This window comes from Peristeroidobacter soli, from assembly GCF_004138485.1.
Classification (GTDB): Bacteria; Pseudomonadota; Gammaproteobacteria; order Steroidobacterales; family Steroidobacteraceae; genus Steroidobacter; species Steroidobacter soli.
Genome location: NZ_RYEV01000003.1, coordinates 1,310,825 through 1,327,586, shown reverse-complemented (window position 1 = coordinate 1,327,586; position 16,762 = coordinate 1,310,825). Strand labels below are relative to the sequence as shown.

General features: G+C 57.5%; 7 protein-coding genes and 2 pseudogenes. 1 reads left to right on the top strand and 8 read right to left on the bottom strand.

The genetic code is table 11. From position 1 onward, the window contains the following. Position 1 precedes the first annotated feature (1 nt). The 6 genes and pseudogenes from EKO19_RS14500 to EKO19_RS14475 all read right to left on the bottom strand — a co-directional run bounded on the left by EKO19_RS14500 (position 2) and on the right by EKO19_RS14475 (position 10,359). Positions 2 to 547: a hypothetical protein gene (locus EKO19_RS14500; RefSeq protein ID WP_129777090.1), complete on the bottom strand. Its 546-nt coding sequence runs from the start codon at positions 545 to 547 to the stop codon at positions 2 to 4. A 1,531-nt stretch (positions 548 to 2,078) separates the two neighbouring features. Continuing rightward, positions 2,079 to 5,177 carry an HsdR family type I site-specific deoxyribonuclease gene (locus EKO19_RS14495; RefSeq protein WP_129777089.1) on the bottom strand — a complete coding sequence of 1,033 codons (3,099 nt, stop codon included), beginning with the start codon at positions 5,175 to 5,177 and terminating at the stop codon, positions 2,079 to 2,081. A gap of 22 nt (positions 5,178 to 5,199) precedes the next feature. Further along, on the bottom strand, positions 5,200 to 6,402 hold the full coding sequence (locus EKO19_RS14490; RefSeq protein ID WP_129777088.1) for an AAA family ATPase: 1,203 nt from the start codon (positions 6,400 to 6,402) through the stop codon (positions 5,200 to 5,202). 13 nt (positions 6,403 to 6,415) lie between these two features. Next, positions 6,416 to 7,015 (bottom strand): annotated as a pseudogene (locus EKO19_RS14485) (restriction endonuclease subunit S); the annotation flags it as partial. Further along, on the bottom strand, positions 7,012 to 8,568 hold the full coding sequence (locus tag EKO19_RS14480; RefSeq protein ID WP_129777087.1) for a type I restriction-modification system subunit M: 1,557 nt from the start codon (positions 8,566 to 8,568) through the stop codon (positions 7,012 to 7,014). The pseudogene EKO19_RS14485 and the gene EKO19_RS14480, both read right to left, overlap by 4 nt. A gap of 927 nt (positions 8,569 to 9,495) precedes the next feature. After that, a complete protein-coding gene (locus EKO19_RS14475) occupies positions 9,496 to 10,359 on the bottom strand; it encodes a GmrSD restriction endonuclease domain-containing protein (RefSeq protein WP_281281062.1) in 864 nt (287 codons plus the stop codon). A gap of 383 nt (positions 10,360 to 10,742) precedes the next feature. Here EKO19_RS14475 and EKO19_RS39845 point away from each other — a divergent pair. Beyond that, a pseudogene (locus tag EKO19_RS39845) lies at positions 10,743 to 11,297 on the top strand (ATP-binding protein); the annotation flags it as partial. 30 nt (positions 11,298 to 11,327) lie between these two features. Here the strand turns inward: EKO19_RS39845 and EKO19_RS14465 are convergent. Together EKO19_RS14465 and EKO19_RS14460 are read right to left on the bottom strand one after the other, a co-directional pair. Continuing rightward, entirely contained in the window at positions 11,328 to 12,602 is a 1,275-nt protein-coding gene (locus EKO19_RS14465) for a TIGR02679 family protein (protein ID WP_129777085.1), read from the bottom strand. Next, a complete protein-coding gene (locus EKO19_RS14460; protein ID WP_407676645.1) occupies positions 12,599 to 16,753 on the bottom strand; it encodes a TIGR02680 family protein in 4,155 nt (1,384 codons plus the stop codon). The genes EKO19_RS14465 and EKO19_RS14460 overlap by 4 nt, the downstream gene beginning before the upstream one ends. Between the last annotated feature and the right edge of the window lie 9 nt (positions 16,754 to 16,762).

Genomic DNA, 16,762 nt, shown 5'->3' with positions numbered 1-16,762 from the left:
ATCATTCGTCCTGTTTGAGGCCGAGTGCGCTCAACACCTGCACCGCTGGATCCACTAATGCCCTGTCGAGTGACACCGCAAGTGAGTGTTGAGTAACGTCGCGCACCCTGCCGAGGGCGTGCAGAACCATTGTTTCTTCTGGTGGCAGATATCGCGTCACTATAACCACGCACTCATCGTCGGACGCGAGCGACAGGCGAAAGCGAGCAGGGTTGTCGTGAAGCGCACGTAAGCCGAGCGCGAGGCGAGTTGAGATGCGTCGTTCGTTGCTGAACTCAGCAAGTGAGACAGGCTGCCCCTCATCAAAGCGTGTGAGCGCAAAGAGCGACCCGACTGGTGTCCGCGTTCGGGTCAGAACAACACCATCAGGAATCGTCCCGCGTTGCTCTGTGGCAATCCATCGCGTCGACGCCTTTCGCGACCAGTGATTGAAGCACTCAAAATCGTTGTTAGGGATTTGTCGCGAATACGTCGCCTCTTTAACGAACGTTCGCGTCCAGTCGCCTGTGTTGAAGGGTGCACCTGACCAGGCTTGCAGCGATCTCATTCCTAAGCCAGGAGTTGAGTCAGGTAGACGCGATAACACGCGTGAAAACCCACGTGAGTGCACAGGTAGTCCGAAATGCCTCTCAACATGAGACGTCGGCGCCCCTGACAGCACAACGGCCAAATCGCCGATTGGAACCAAGGACGTTGGGACAGGTAGCCAGTAGCCACCAGGGAGTCTTTGAACGTCACCAATCGCATGGAGTAGGTGAAGTGGGTCCGAGGGCGCGATCGTCCGATTGCGCCGTTCCAGTCCAACGCGGATGGACAACGTGGAGGTGGGATTAAAGAAGGTGTCGCCGCGATTTGCCAACGCGTTGAGGACACCGCGGACTTGATCCAGCGTGTCGCCTTCAACTCCCGCCATCGATCGAAATACAACCGGCACCCCGCCAATCCTTCCTTTTGTAGTTCTCCGTGTGCAAACCCTCTAATCAGTAGGCGTTTACGAATGCAAACTGACCAAAAGGATTGTCGTCCCAATCGCAATTCTACCCCTACGCGATCCTACATGGCAGGTGCCGATACCCCCTGAAACTGACATAAGGGAGCAAAGATGCTCCGGCGCCGCGTCACCGACTGTCTCATGCGCCCCATTGCGACGAGTCGCCTGACGACGCTGCCGCCGCCTGGAATGAGTTGGCTACTTCTGTGTCCGCTTTGGGTCGAAGGCACCTGCCGCAACAAGACGCACGCACTCTGGAGCAGACACGCTACAGAACGCAACACGGTGTCCCTGTTCCACTGTCCACCTCTTGACGAGTTCGCTCCTCTTCTATGGGGAGTGCGCGCCTCGTTACTTTCTTCTCATCCCAGTTATGCTGGGATGGGCCAACCAAGCCCGGTATGACTCCTGGTCCAGACTCACCCTCCCTTCGCCGCGACACAATGCGACAGCTTGCGACCTCGGCTTCGAGGATCCGATTCGCTGGCGCCATCATCCGATAGCTGGCCGCGCCCTGGGAGGGCTCGCCGGCGCCTCAGAGCAAACTTGCCGGAAGCGCCGAGGCGAGACAGTCGCACTTAGTCGCAAGTGATTGCGCCGTGCCGGTGCCGCGAGCCCCGCACCTAACACCTGCGGCAAAGGTGATCACCTGGGCGGCTGAAGCATCCGAACTGGGCGTGACTTGGCCCCGCCACCGGGCGGAAGTTACGCTAGCGCACCCGAAACGGCCCCCCGCTCCGTTGTCACCTGAAGTCGAGACACAGGCAGCGCAGACTCAATAAGCCTATGATTCATCGGTAGTTTATGAAATTTGACGGCCTTTCATTTGGACTTCCCATGGCACCGCCGGAACACGAGAAATCCCCTCACCCCGACCATACTTGTATTCGCATGATTCGCCAGCAGGTTTTTTCCGGCCGTGCTTCGAATTCTGCCCATACGCCCGCCGCATCCACGTTGACGCGGATCTCACCAAGTAGCTGCCGCAGGATGTCCCGGGCCTTCGCGGCTTCGATCACATCGCCCTTTGCATTGATGCCGCGAGCGATCCGCTTGTGCAGCCGGGCAAATCACGCTCTCCTCGGACTCAGATCTGCCCACCCACGCCCTTAAATTTTAAGACGAAGGCAGCAATCCTCTGGAACACGCTTTGCTTTCTGGTCAGGTACTGAGGATTCAGCGGGCTCATTTTCGGAAGAATAGAATTAAGCTCAGTGCCGCTATCACTGGCGTATTCCCGCTTAAGTGAGGTAGCAATGTATCGTTTGGCTGCCTCTACATTCAGGCTCTCGGCATCAATAAGCTCCTGTGCTTCTCGCTTTTGTTCCGCTTGCGCGAATGCAAAGAACGCGTCAATAACGCTGGCCTTGTCACCCAACTGATCGAGCGCTGCTTGATTGATAAAATCCACCAGCAGGCCTTCTTTGGCGCGGTTGCCAACGCTCGCACGAATAACGCGCCGTACGTCTTCCACCAGTGCGGCCTTGTTCTTGAGCTTCCTATTGTTCTCAAAAATCACTTCCAGGATGTAGTCGAGATTGATCTCTTGTGACTTCAAAAGATCGACCTCAAAGACCACGTCATCCCAGTCAATCGTGGATTGTTCCTTTTCGGCGGAAGTTTTTTCCCGACGCAGCCAATCGCGAATGTCATTGTAGGTGGAGCGGTAGTCTTGGATCTTTCGCTCAGAGGGCATCCTTATCGCCTGCAACGCAGCCAGATCTTCGTCGCTTAAATAATGTTTGGCCTTGAGGTGTGCGACCGCCTCTGGATCATTCATATCGACTTCTTGCAAAGCCTTCAGGCTGGCGAACTCATCATAGTTCTGCAGCACGTTTTCAACGCGCAAATACTCGCCAAACAGCTTCGCGAAAGCCTTTTTGTCAACTTCCTTCTCGATGGCTGCAGGATCTGGGAAGCGTGTTTCCAACTCCTTCACCACCCCCACAAACCCACGTCGCGCTTCGCCGGTGACCACATCGGTGAAGCCTTCCATGTATTCCTCATAGCTCTTCTCCAGCACCACGTTCTTGGTGTTGTTGTCACCGAACAAGGTGATAGCGTCGATGGTCGCCTGCTCCAGATCGCGGAAGGTGACGATGTTGCCGAAGGTTTTGGTGGCATCAAAGATGCGGTTGGTGCGCGAGTAAGCCTGAATCAGGCCGTGATAGCGCAGGTTCTTATCCACAAACAGGGTATTCAGCATGGGCGCATCGAAGCCGGTCAGGAACATGCCTACCACTATCAACAAGTCGATTTCCTGGGCCTTCACTTGTTTAGCCAGATCGCGGTAATAGTTCTGGAAACCGTTGCTGTCCACGCTGAAGTTGGTTTTGAACAGCGCATTGTAGTCTGCAATGGCGGAGCTCAGAAACTCCTTAGCACTGCTGTTCATGGCTGAGACTTCAAAACTCTCGTCAGCAATGTCGCCGATCGCGTCCTGCTCTTCATTAGCCGCAAACGAGAAGATAGTGGCCACTCGCAATCGCTTGTCGCTTTTCTTCTGCAACTCTCTGAAGGACTCGTAATACAGCCTGGCGGCATCCACGCTGCTCACGGCAAACATAGCGTTAAACCCCTTGGCGCCCGCTTGCAGGCGATGGGTCTTCTGCCGGAAGCTATTCAGGATGTACTGGGTAACTTCGCGGATCCGGTCTGGGTGTAGCAAAGCCTGCTTGTTCTCGGCGGCGCTGAGTTTTCTCTCATCCTGCTCAGTCTCGATGGCTTTGAACTGCGGACGCACATCGTTGTAGTCCACTTTGAACTTTAGCACCTTCTCATCGCGAATCGCATCGGTGATCACGTAGGAATGCAGCTCGCGACCAAATACGCTGGCCGTAGTTTCGGCGCCGAGCGCGTTCTGCGGGAAGATTGGCGTACCGGTAAAGCCAAACTGATAAAACCGCTTGAACTTCTTCTTCAGGTTTCTCTGAGCCTCGCCAAATTGACTGCGGTGGCACTCGTCGAAAATAAACACGACCTGCTTGTCATAGATGGGAAGTTCGCCTTCGCTCTTCATCAGATTGTTGAGTTTCTGGATGGTGGTGACGATGATCTTGTTGTCATCCTTATCCAAATTGCGCTTTAGACCAGCCGTACTGTCTGAACCATTCACACTATCCGGTGAAAAGCGCTGGTACTCCTTCATCGTCTGGTAATCCAGATCCTTGCGGTCTACAACAAAAAATACCTTGTTGATGAAATCCAGCTCCGTGGCCAAGCGCGCGGCCTTAAAGCTGGTCAATGTTTTACCCGAGCCGGTGGTGTGCCAGACGTAACCGCCACCTTCAGGCTTGCTCCATACCTTTGCAGTAAATGAACTTTTGATTTTCCACAACATGCGTTCAGTTGCGGCAATTTGATAGGGCCGCATCACTAACAAGGTGGCGTTTGAATCAAAGACCGAGTATTGCAGCAGCACATTGAGTAAGGTATTTTTCTGGAAAAAGGTCGCGGTAAAGTCTTTCAGATCCTTGATCAGACCGTTATCCGCCTTCGCCCAGTTCATGGTGAAGTCGAAACTGTTTTTATCTCGCTTGGTGGTGTTGGCAAAGTAGCGGCTGTCCGTCCCGTTGGAAATCACAAAAAGCTGAACATACTTGTAGAGCGAGCTGTCGCTGTTGAAGCTCTCCTTGCTGTAGCGATGCACTTGGTTGAAGGCTTCCCGAATCGCCACACCGCGCTTCTTCAACTCCACCTGCACCAGCGGCAAGCCATTGACCAGAATCGTCACGTCATAGCGGTTGGCATGCGTGCCTGCTTGCTCGAATTGCTTGATCACCTGCACCTTGTTGCGAGCGATGTTCTTCTTGTCGAGCAGATGGATGTTTTGGATGTGCCCATCGTCGAAGACGAAGTCGTGGATATAGTCGTCGTGGATTTTGCGCGTCTTTTCCACGATGCCATCGCTGGGCTTGTCGAGGAAGGTTTCCACGAAACGCTGCCATTCCGCCTCGGCAAACTGCACGCTGTTGAGCACTTGCAGCTGCACGCGCACATTGGCCAGCAAGGCCTGCGGCGAATTCAGGGCGGGCAGGCATTCATAACCTTGGTTCTGCAAATCCTTGATGAATTCGCGCTCCAGATCACCTTCGCTCTGATAGCTCTCAGCGACTTTCCACTCCTTGGTGTATCTATCCAGAACGATGAAGTTTTTGGATTTGGCGATGCCCTTGTATTCGTACATGAACTACCTCGGAGCCGTATTCCTAACTCTCGGACTGCCGAAAGCGATACGTGGTGCTAATCTCATTTACCAGGTAACGCAAAACACGTTTGTCATCTTCCGTGAGGTCTGCCACTTCTTCACCGGCGTGCTTCGAGTGACTGGAGATATTGATGATACGAGCCTCATACGAATTCGTGCGTCCATCTTCGGTTCTCGGTAACAGATCTCCCCACTTCTTATAGCCAAGAAAAGTTGAGGTCTTTTCCAGAATATTCCTCAAGAAGTTGAAATGATACTTGCTCAGCTGGCCACTCTCGATAGCTTTCTCTAGCTCTGATTTTAGAAACAGGTGGTATGAAAAAGGCGAGTCATTGGGCTGGTTGATCAGCTCATGGCTACCATCATCGAGCTTAGTCATCCGGTACTTATTGAAGCCCTTCTTCTTGTAATTTCCGTCGTCTCTATCGAATTCGTTGTGCAGGACGTTATAGAAGAGCGGGTTGTGCGTTGTGATAACAAATTTGATCTCGGAATCGCTTGACTTGACCAGCTGTGCGAGATCGACCGCAAGTTGAATCAAATGGTTTTCGTCCAATGAGCTGACCGGGTCGTCGATGAACACATATTCCAACTCATCGAATTCGCGGGATTCACGATTCCGGGGTTCGGCCACGTTGAGAACATCAATCACCAGTTCGAGCAATGTGTAGAAGAGACTCCAGATGAAGTTGCTTTGTTCGCCTTTTGAAAGTTTCAGAATTCCCGAAGGTGTAGCATCGCCGCGCTCCATCGTGAAAGTAACTTCCGAGAAGGCTTTGATGGTGACTTCCTTATCGTCAGCTCCTTTGATTTTGTACTCCTCATTAAAGCGAGGCGTAAGCTTGTCGTGCGTGTATCGCTGAAAAGTCGTGATGACGTTTCTGTCCTGACCTTGATCCTTTAGCACCCAGTCCGTGAAGGTGTTGGGCTGAATTCTGAGCTTGGGCTCAACGTCTTCTTCCAGATCGTTATCCCAATAGAACAGGTCTTCGGTGAAGGCGTTGTAATAGAGAATCTTGTTGCGTGATAACTCGGACGTATCGGCTTCTTCATTCCCTTCGCCGCCATTGGCTTTGGGCGCTATCAGTTGCTTGAATTCCCGCGACAGGCGCGTCTTGCCCATGCCGTTGAAGGCGTAGATCAGCTGCACCTTCTTGTTGGCGTCTTTCAGCTGCTGGGCAATGTCAGTCAGCGTCTTGCCCATGTTATGCCTCTATCACTGCAGGCTTGGGAAAGCTCAACAGCAGATTACGGTAATGCTCGTACTGCTTCTGGCGCAGCGTCAGTTCGGCGGTCAGTTCGGCGGTCAGTTCGGTAAAGGTGTCCAGTATGCGGACGATTTCTCCCTGGATTTCCAGCGATTTTTTGGGATTTTCTGGGCACGGGATGGGGAGCGGAATCTTTATCATTTCCCCTTTTGTTAGCTTGGACCTGTCTTTGTTAGGTAGGTACGGAATGAAATCAACAATACGTAAATAGTAGAAAAGAAACTTGGTGTTTAAACCTTGCTTTCCGCGCACAACATGTACGTGATTATTTGCCCAGAATTTCCCAATTGCGTATTGAATAGAGTAATTTTCCAGACTTGCTGAGCCGTCCTCTGCGATCAGCACATATTCGCCATCATGAGTGTAGCCATCCACGTAGTCCTGGATATTGTTCGCTCCGTAATATGGCACTTTACCAGCCACACGTAAGGAAGCCTTTACTGGCTGCCTTGCAGCATTCGCCACTTCAACAAAGCGCTCGTCCCCTAATACCGTCCACTCCACCGCCACCCCATCCAGCAGCCTGTCCATAAAGCTTGGTGTACTCATGCCTCCAGCTCCTCTCCGTCAATCTCGGCGACGATGGCGTCAATGTCTTTGCGCAGCTGGCCGATTTTGGCGACGGTAGCTTTCAGCTGAGCATTGAGCTGGGCGATGTCCACCACCTCGCGACTGTCGTTGGCCTTGACATAGCCGCTCACCGACAGGTTGTAGTCGTTGGCGGCAACCTGCTCGAAGGGCACGGACCGGCCGAAGTGATCGACATTCGCCTTGCTGTCGAACACGGCCATAATCTGCTCGATGTGCGTGTCCAGCAGCACGTTGTTGTTGTTTTCCTTCTTGAACAGGCCGCTCGCGTCGATGAACTGGGTGGTGGTGTCTTTCTTGTTTTTCGCCAGCACCAGGATGTTCACCGCGATGGTGGTGCCGAAAAACAGGTTGGGAGCGAGCGAAATCACGCTCTCGACGTAGTTGTTGTCCACCAGGTATTGGCGGATTTTCTGCTCGGCCCCGCTCCGGTAGAAGATCCCTGGGAAGCAAACGATGGCGGCGCGGCCCTTGCTGGAGAGGTAGCTCAGTGCGTGCAGCACAAAGGCAAAATCGGCTTTGGATTTGGGGGCCAGCACGCCGGCCGGGGCAAAGCGTTCGTCGTTGATCAGAGTGGGGTCGTCGCTGCCGATCCATTTCACCGAATAGGGCGGGTTTGACACGATGGCGTCGAAAGGTTTGTCGTCACCAAAGTGCGGGGCGACCAGTGTATTGCCGAGTTGGATGTTGAACTTGTCGTAGTTGATGTTGTGCAGGAACATGTTCATCCGCGCTAGGTTGTACGTGGTGTGGTTGATCTCCTGGCCGAAGAATCCCTCCTCGATAATGTGCGCGTCGAAATGCTTTTTGGCTTGCAGCAACAAAGAGCCCGAGCCACAAGCCGGGTCATAAATTTTGTTCACGCTGGCTTGCTTGTGCATTGCCAGCCTCGCAATCAACTTTGACACATGCTGCGGCGTGAAAAATTCGCCACCTGATTTGCCGGCGTTGGCGGCGTAATTGGAAATGAGGAATTCGTAGGCATCGCCGAACAGATCGATGTGGCTGGCGTCAAAGTTGCCGAAATCCAGTTCGTCGACACCTTTCAATACCGCGGCAAGCCGGGCGTTTTTATCTTTCACCGTATTGCCAAGGCGATTACTAGTAGTATCGAAGTCAGCAAACAGGCCGTTGATGTCGCGCTCTGACGGGTAACCATTGGCGGACGCTTCGATAGCGGCAAAGATAGCGGCGAGATCGGTATTCAGGCTTTCGTTTTTGTTAGCGTTGGCAGCGACGTTGGCAAATAACTGGCTCGGGTAGATGAAATAGCCCTTCGTCTTGACAGCGTCGTCTTTGATGTCTGGTGTGATGACGCTATCGGCCAAATCCGCATAGCCGATGCTCTCATCGCCGCCTTCGATATAACTGGCAAAATTTTCGCTGATGAAACGATAGAACAAGGTGCCCAGCACGTATTGCTTGAAGTCCCAGCCATCGACTGCACCACGTACATCATTAGCGATTTGCCAGATGCGGCGTTGAAGTTCGGCACGTTGTTGGGCACTAGTCATGCTATTAGTCTGTCTCAGTTCATTTGTTTGAGCTCAAGCGCAAGGCGTGAGCGAACAGCAGGTATTCGGATCGGCCGGAAAGTAGTGCTCCGCGAGCGCGCCCAAACGCACCAGCTGTTCGTCGCGAACAGCCAGGTGCGAAAAGTTGGAAATGTGCGTCTTCGCTGCCACCATGTCCCGCTTGGCTCAGGCTCCGGGAGCCTGATGAGTCAATCCACCTTCTCGTTCTAATTCATTGATCCGAGTCGCAAAGATAGGCCAAAGCGACCGCAACTGTCGACCCGAAAATTCGGGTCGACGCGAAACACCCTCCGGTGCGAGACGAATGCTTCATGCGGTGCGAGTAGTCCGCGAGATCGTCTCCGTGATCTGAGGTAGGGGCCACAATCAAATTCGGCCACGGGCAACGGTGCGAGTCGCGCGTAAACGCAAGGGATGCGATGAGGCGATCTCGGGACCAGAGCCAAACAGTCGACGGTCTGAAAGCGTGAACGTGCACGGCGCTTCGTTGTCCCACTCGACGACGGCAACACTTGGCTCGCGCCTGGCCCCACGTGAGTTTCGCCGGTTTTCCGGTCGATGCCTGCGCGGGCGCCCGCCATCGCGTCGCCTCGATCACTCCAGCGAGTTTCGCCGCGTTTCCGGTCGATACTCAGCGTTCAGTTTCAGGACCACATGACAACTCGTCAGGACTACTTGAGGCGCGCATCCAGCGGGTACCCGGTACACGACATATCGGGTCACCCCGACCAAACTGTCGCAATCTGTTGCGTTCTGGCGTTTTCCGTCGCAGACGATCTGCTGTGCGCATGCAACTCGATTGCGAAGTACAAGCCGCCACAAAGCGACACGTAGATCTCTCCTGATCACCTTTCGTCGAATGTTTGCCGGGCCCAGGGCAGCAACGATCCGGCGACGGCGCAGATTTCATTCGTCGTCACCCTGATCGTCATCTTCATCACCCTCCAGATCGATATCCAAGGACTCCAGGTACTCGCTGCGGATCTTGCGCAGCGAGGGTTTAGTCTTCGGATCGACGTAGAAGAACGACCAGCCATTGATTGGGCGACCTGTCACAAACACCGCCGCTGCCGAAGGACGCCCGAACGTATTGCCTTCCAGCTCGATCTGCCCATCGGGCAATAGCACACCAATTCTGTGACTAAACTTGGCCTGGCGAGGCGTCAGCTGTACACCGGCCTGCAGTGCCCCTGCACCCAGCAGGTCAATCAACTGGAGCTTTCTTCGGCGACGTGGCTTGTCGGAAGCAAATCCGGACTTGTGCCCTTCCGGCACCGACCAGATGCGAATGATCTCTTCGGTCAGATCGCGCGTGCGGCTACGGATGGATTCGTTCGACCAGTCATCGGTCGCCGATTTCAGCAGCTTGCGATTGAGGATTAGAACATCATGCTCCTGAAGCCCACTGCGTTTCCCGTCCCATGGACCATTTGAAACGCTGCTATTCAAACGTTTGGTGAGAAGAGTCAGATTGCCGAATGTGTGAACGAGCTTGTCGCGCTGTTCATCGGTATCCACTAAATCCGGCTTCCAGTGCGCCACCCATTTGCGAGGCATGACATGCTCAATGGCGCACTGGCCGCGCGCGACCCGCTCGCCGCCGAGACCGGTTTCTTCGCCGTGCCAGCCACGCAAACGATCTTCGATGCCCTCGAGAATCATCCGCAGACGGCTGCGTCGGAGGCGGCGATAGGCAAGCAGGTCGCCAAGGCCGTTTCGCAGCTCGGCATCGTCCGGCCAGTAGCGACTGTCACCCGTTTGGGCTGCAATGTATTGTTCGATAACTGGGATCCGCCGGAAAGTAGTGTTCTGCGAGCGCCCCCAACCCTGCCAGCTGTTCGTCGTGAACAGCCAAGTGCGAGAAATTGGAAATGTGTGTCTTCGCGCCTGCCATGTCCCGTTTGGCCCCGGCTCTCGGAAGCCTGGGATTCAACCTGCTTCATCGCTGCAATTCATTGATCCAGGTCGCGAAGATATCGTTAAAGAGGAGCAGAGTCGATCCGGGAACCTCGTGACTCGGACCCCGCCCGAGGATTTCCGCCATCGCCCCTACCGTCGGGTTTGTCACTATAACCCCGGAATTGTAAATTCTCACGTTAGATTTCCGGGATTGCACCATCGCTTCGCGAAAAGCCAAATCCGCGGCTGTCTACTTGGATCTCGAGCGACCGGTCGATCAGCGACGTCTGCACGATGCGGACACGTTCTTGAGGGCACAGGCCGGAAAACTCGTTGTCATCGACGAGATCCATCGAGCGCCTGCGCTGTTCGAAACACTTCGAGGCATCATCGACGACCGCCGAGCGGCGGGCGACCGCGCCGGGCACTTCCTGCTGCTCGGCTCTGCGGCCATCGAACTGATGCGTCAGGCATCTGAATCACTGGCTGGGCGAGTCGCGTACGTGAATCTGGGGCCGATCGATGCTCTGGAGCTCCCCACTCAGGTCGGCAACACCGATCAGCTGTGGCTGCGCGGCGGCTTTCCCGAGAGCGTGCTCGCGGCCAGTGATTCGGCAAGTCTTGCTTGGCGACGCGACTTTGTCCGCAGCTATCTCGAGCGTGATGTTCCGATGTTCGCTCCGCGGCTTCCAGCCGAAACCATTGGGCGGCTGTGGACAATGCTCGCTCATGCACAAGGCACGCCTCTAAACCAAGCGCGGCTGGCGTCGAGTCTCGGCGTCACCTCTCCTTCTGTGGGCCGCTACATCGATCTGCTGGTCGGATTGCCCTGCCCGCCTTCAATCGGGCGATGCCAAATCCTCCAGCAACGCGGCGACAACGGCCTCCTCCGCAACAGCCAGGCCGCGATCCTGCATCACGTTCGTCAGGGAATCGTCCCACGACGCGACGACAGGGGCATCGCTCAGATCCCGCACTGACTGAGGTGCACGCGCAACTGCGACCTGATAGTCAACCGCGCCGAAACGCCAGGGCCGTGCAGACCAGGTGCGCATGACGAAATTGGCGATCTGCAGGCCGGGCCAATCGAAATCGCCATGGTAGAGCAGTCGCGCTCCCGCATGAGTCAGCTGCGTCAACAAGGTCCGTTGAGCTGCAGCGGGCATTCCCTCGGTGCAAACCAGTGGAGCACACCGAGAGCCCAGCTCATCAGCTGCGATCGCCACGATGTTTGGATTCTCGCAAACATGGACCGGCGTGCCCTCGAAAGAGCCCGTCAATGGTCTGCGGAGCAGATCGCGCAAGGAGAGGTAACGCGGATCTCCGAATGAATCGCGCATCGACGCCTCGGCCGACAGCGGCAGATTCAAACAAAGTGCCGGTCGCGCCAGTTCGTTGACGAGCACTCCTGCCCGGGCCCAGATGTCCCGCGCGCGCTCGGGCGTTCTTTGGCGCTCACCGTTCTCTTCAGGAACGTCCGTCAGATCGACCGGGCAACCTTCGTGCCTGAGCGCGGCGAGAATGAGCGTCGCCGCCGGATAGCCATTGTCCAGCGCATGCGCATTGCCCAGCGAATCTGCCGCCAGCTGTGCTCGGGTGATTCCCGATGCTGGCAGCCGTCGCATCACACGAGTGGCCCGCTCCAACAATTGCTCGGCGTCGACGCAATCGCTGCGCGCGAGCCGCTTGAGCAATGCAACCGCCACGGGTGATTGCAACCAAAGTCGAAGTGTGGGGTGCCAGCGCTCGGCACCGATCACTCGCGTCCACTCCAGTAAACGAGCCTGACGGAGGGCCGCACGGTGTTCGATGGGACCATCCAATATCTCCAATGCCGAGCGCAGCGAATGGGCGATGCCCGCGGCTCGCAGTGAATCATCCAACTGCTCGATGTCGATTCGCATCGAGCGCACGGGACGGGACGGACGGCCTGTCAGCAGGGCAAGCGCGTCCTGCTCCCCGGGAGTCAGATTGGTGAGCTGCAACGCGCTGCCGATCCGTCCGGCATGTCGCTCGAAGTGACGCCTCAGCCGCTGACGCAGCGGCGCGAGCTCGACGGCCCCGAGCAGGCGGACCAATCGAGCATCGGGCGGCCTGGAATCTCCACCGTTCATGGGGCTGGAAATCGCCGATCGGGATCTCGCTCGGGCCGCTTGGCACGGCCGTCCCACGTCCAGCGGGAAACGAAGACTGCGTCCACCCCTTCGCGCCGCTGCAACTGACAGATCGACACGCCAGGCAACTCCGCGTAGCACGCCCATTCGCGCTCGCTCGTGATCACGAAGTCGAGATCGAACTCACGGATCAATCCCATGCAGTGGGCGCGAGCCGAGTCGTCGATGCCGGCGAACGCTTCATCGAGCAGCATCAGCCTTGGCGCCAACGGGCTGCCGCCCCGGCCATAGAAACTGGCGATGGCAGCGAACAACGGCACGGTCAAGCCGAGCGCACGCTCGCCGCTGGAGGCCGGGCCCGACAATTTGCGCCATTGGCCATCCTGATGCCGCTGCACGCGAAAGCGGTGCCAGCGGCGATAGTCCAAGGCACGGGCCAATTGATCGATGAGGCTGCCGCCGACGCCGCTGGTTTCGGCATCGGCCCTGGCGCGCTCGGCGGCGATCTGTTGTTGCAACATCGTGCCAACCACTTTGCGGTCTTCCACCGACCATAGATCGGAGCTGGTATGCAGCAACCGCTCGCGCGCGATTTCCAATCCGGCCGGAGCGCCATCCTCGGCAGCTAGCGCCCGCCATTGCAATCGATAGCGCACGCCCGTCGTGGTTGGACGCTTGTGCAGTTCCTCGTTGATCGCCCCGACCTGCTGATCGGCAGCTCGCATCAGCCGCTGAATCTCCGCCGCGATCTCCGCCTGCAGATGGTTCTCCAGCACCTCGCGCTCCTTGGCCGAGAGCAGCTCGCTTCGCTGCGCGATATCGTCCGCCAGCAGGCTCGACAGCGTGTCGGGCCGCTCGGGACGATTTTGATACTGGATATGCACGGTGAAGCCCCAGTCGTTCGGCTCGGAGCTGGCCTGATGTCCCAATGCACTCAGCGAACGCAACAGTTCCGTCAGAGCCTCGCCGATCTGATGTTGCATGCGGCTCCAGTGAGCATCATCGTCATTGATGTGCGCGAGTGCTTGCTCGGCGCGGCGTGCGAGTGTCAGAGCGGGATCGATAGTCCACGGCACCGTGCGATCCGGCACCTCCAACTCAGGCAGCGCGGCCGAGAGCAAGCCGCTATCGGTGAAGCGCTGCAATTTGTCGATCGCCTGGCCGCGAACCGCTGCGCGGTCGGTCAACGTGGTTTCAGCTACAGCGGCTCGGGCACTGGCGATGGCACGCTGCTCGCCGGCTTCCTTCAGAAACTGTCGTCGTTTCTCCAGGTCTGCTTCGGCGGAGCGCACCGCCGTGCCGGCAGTGGTCAGCTGTTGCTGGAGGATTTCCACTCGCTGACCCACAGCGCTGCGCAGGGTCTCGAATCGCGCCAGTGCCTTTTCACGACGCTCAACGGCTTCAGCTCGGGCGCTGTCAGCTTGTTCCAGCGCGTCGCGCGCTTCGATCTCGCGTTCGCGTTGTGCCACGTGTTCTGGATGGGCCGCATGCCATTCACGCGCGGCTGTCAGCAGATGCTGGTGGCGAATATTGAATCGATCCAGCGCATCGCCAATTAAAGCAAGTGCCGCGCGCTCGCTCGGCAACTGCAGATCAGTGGCATCCTGTAACAACACCTCGCGTGCCGCTTGCAACTCATCTTCAGCCGTTCGGCACTGACTCTCGATCTGCTCCAGGCGTTGATGCACCCGAGCGACTTCCTGCCCGGCACTTGCTGCGACAAGAACGGCTTCGCGAAGAATCACATCGGAAGGTGCGGTGTCCAATTCGTACTGGCTTCGCTGGCGGTCCGCGTGCAGCTCTGCAGTCCGTCGCTCGATATCGGCCGCGACGCTATCGAGTTCGTCGATCAGTCGCGCTATTTCGGCCAGTCGGCGTTTGCGTGCTTGCGCGCGGGCCGTGTGCCCGATATAGACAGCCTCGTTCTTTTGCCAGGCGCCCGCGAGTGTACCCAAGCGATAGCGCCCATTGCCGGCGATCCAAGATTCGGCCGACATCACGTCGTTGTTTCCGTAGGTGACACTGCTCAGCAGTGCGGCAATGAAAGCCGCGTCGATGCCGGCACCTTCCGGCACGGCGGGACACAGTACGCTGGCGAGGCTGGTCGTAACTGCCGCGGACCGGCGCATCCAGTGACTATCCAACAAGGCCGTGCCATCGGCGGCTATCAAGGTGCCATGTGGCGCAAGCCACGCATCCAGCAGGCCGCACGCTTCCAACGCCGCTTCGATACCGGCGCGTTCGGCCGGCTCGACGTGAGATTGGAAATCCACCAGTTGCCAAAACGGCGCTCCCTCACGCGCTTCGCGAACACCGGGCGCGCGCGTGGCCGGTATCGGTGGGAATGCATCGTGACCTGCCGTGAGCTGATCGCGTTCGGCGATCAACTCCATACGGCGTTGCTGTTGCGTTGTTTGTTCCGTGGCGAGCGCCGACTCGCGTCGGGCGTGATCGAGCGACGTTTGCTGATATGCGGCGCCGAGGGCGGCATTGGCGGGATTCAGTCCTTCCGGACGAGCGGACCACGCGGTGAGCTGCGGCGTCACTTGTGACTCATCCAGCCGCAGCTGTGTCAATGTCGCGATGTGTGCAACCCATGCCTCGACGAGCTTGCTCGCGGCCTGCTCTGCCAGGGCGTCGGCCTGGGCGCGCTTTTCCAGCGCCTCCTCCCGCTCCGCCTGGCGCTCCCGCTGCGTCACCTGCAGGGATTCGAGTGCCGACAATTTTCTATCCGCTGTCGCGTGACGCTGCTCCAAATGTTTGATGTCTTGACGCCGCTGCGCGCCCGCCTGGCTCAGTTCCCCTGCCGCAGCGCTAAGTTCGGAGCGCGACAGCATCGCGAGCTCATCCGGCAACGAGGTGGCGAGCCGATTGGATTCGAACGAAGTGAGAGTCCCCGCCGCTTCCGCTTCGCCACTGCATTGCTCGCGGGCCATGATCAGCTCCGCCCGTGCGTGGTCGGCACGTTCGCTGGACGCGCGGCTACGCTCCTCTTCTCTCGTGAGTTTCTGGCGCGCCTCTTCGCATTGTTTGGCTGCGGACGTGGCTGCGACAGCCGCGTCCGTCGCATCCTTTTTCGCCTGGTTCAGGCGATTGGCATCCTGATTGGCGGGATCGCTCTGCAATGTTTCGAGGCGCTCGCGCGCGGTGGCAAATGTCTGGCGAGCCTGCTCGTGCGCGGCGGCGCCGGCTGTTTCAGCCTGCTGCGCCCCCTGCAGGCCGGCCTGCGCCGCATTACGTTCTTCGCTGGCGTTGTCGAAACCTGTCTGCGCTTGCCGCAGCTCGCGAGCTTGCCGGCGCGTCAACATCCCCGCATAGATGCGATACCGTTGCTCGAACTGCCGGATCGCACGTTCGAGCTGCCGCAGCTCTTCCAGGCGATTGCGATCTTCCTCGAGCTGGTTGAGCGCCTGGGCCACGTCCGTGAGCAATTCTGAAGGCATCGGCGGCAGTGCGTCGCTGAGCGCCTGCGACAATCCCGCTTCGTCCGGCTTCTTCGATAATTGCGGCTGCCGCAACTGGATCAGAGTATCCATCAAGGCGTCGTAACGCTTCGAGCCCAGATGAAACAAACGTTCGTCGACGGCACGGCGGTACTGGCCGCCAAGCGGAAACACCTGACCCCAACCGGGATTCTCGATGCACTCCCGCAAGCGCTCGCGTGTGAGCACGACACGCTGCGCATTGGTCAGCCATAGATCCTGCCCGATGCGCACCCCGGCCTGGCTTTCGCCTCCATCGAGAATGAAATACCAGCTGTCGACCTGGGCTTTGCCATCTACCGCCGACAGCCCCGCGCCCAAGGTCAGGTACCGCCTCGAACCGTCCGCCAGCCGACGGCCGAACTCGATCCAGGTGTAGCCGATGCGGCGCTGATAACTGTTCATCAGCAGGTTCCACGCCATTTTCTTTCCGGCATCGCCGTCGGGTTCGATGCGCGAAGGGCGCAACTGCGCGTCGAACAGGAACGGCAGCGTCAGCGACAGCACCTTGGATTTGCCGGTGCCGTTGTTGCCACGTAACAGCAAATGGCCGTCGTGAAACCAGAACTCCTCGCTGTCGTAGTGAAAGACTTCCACCACGCCCAAGCGCAACGGCTGCCAGCGCTCGCGCATTGGCTCGGGCAGTTGAGGACGGGACACGGGAGTCATTGGCAAGCC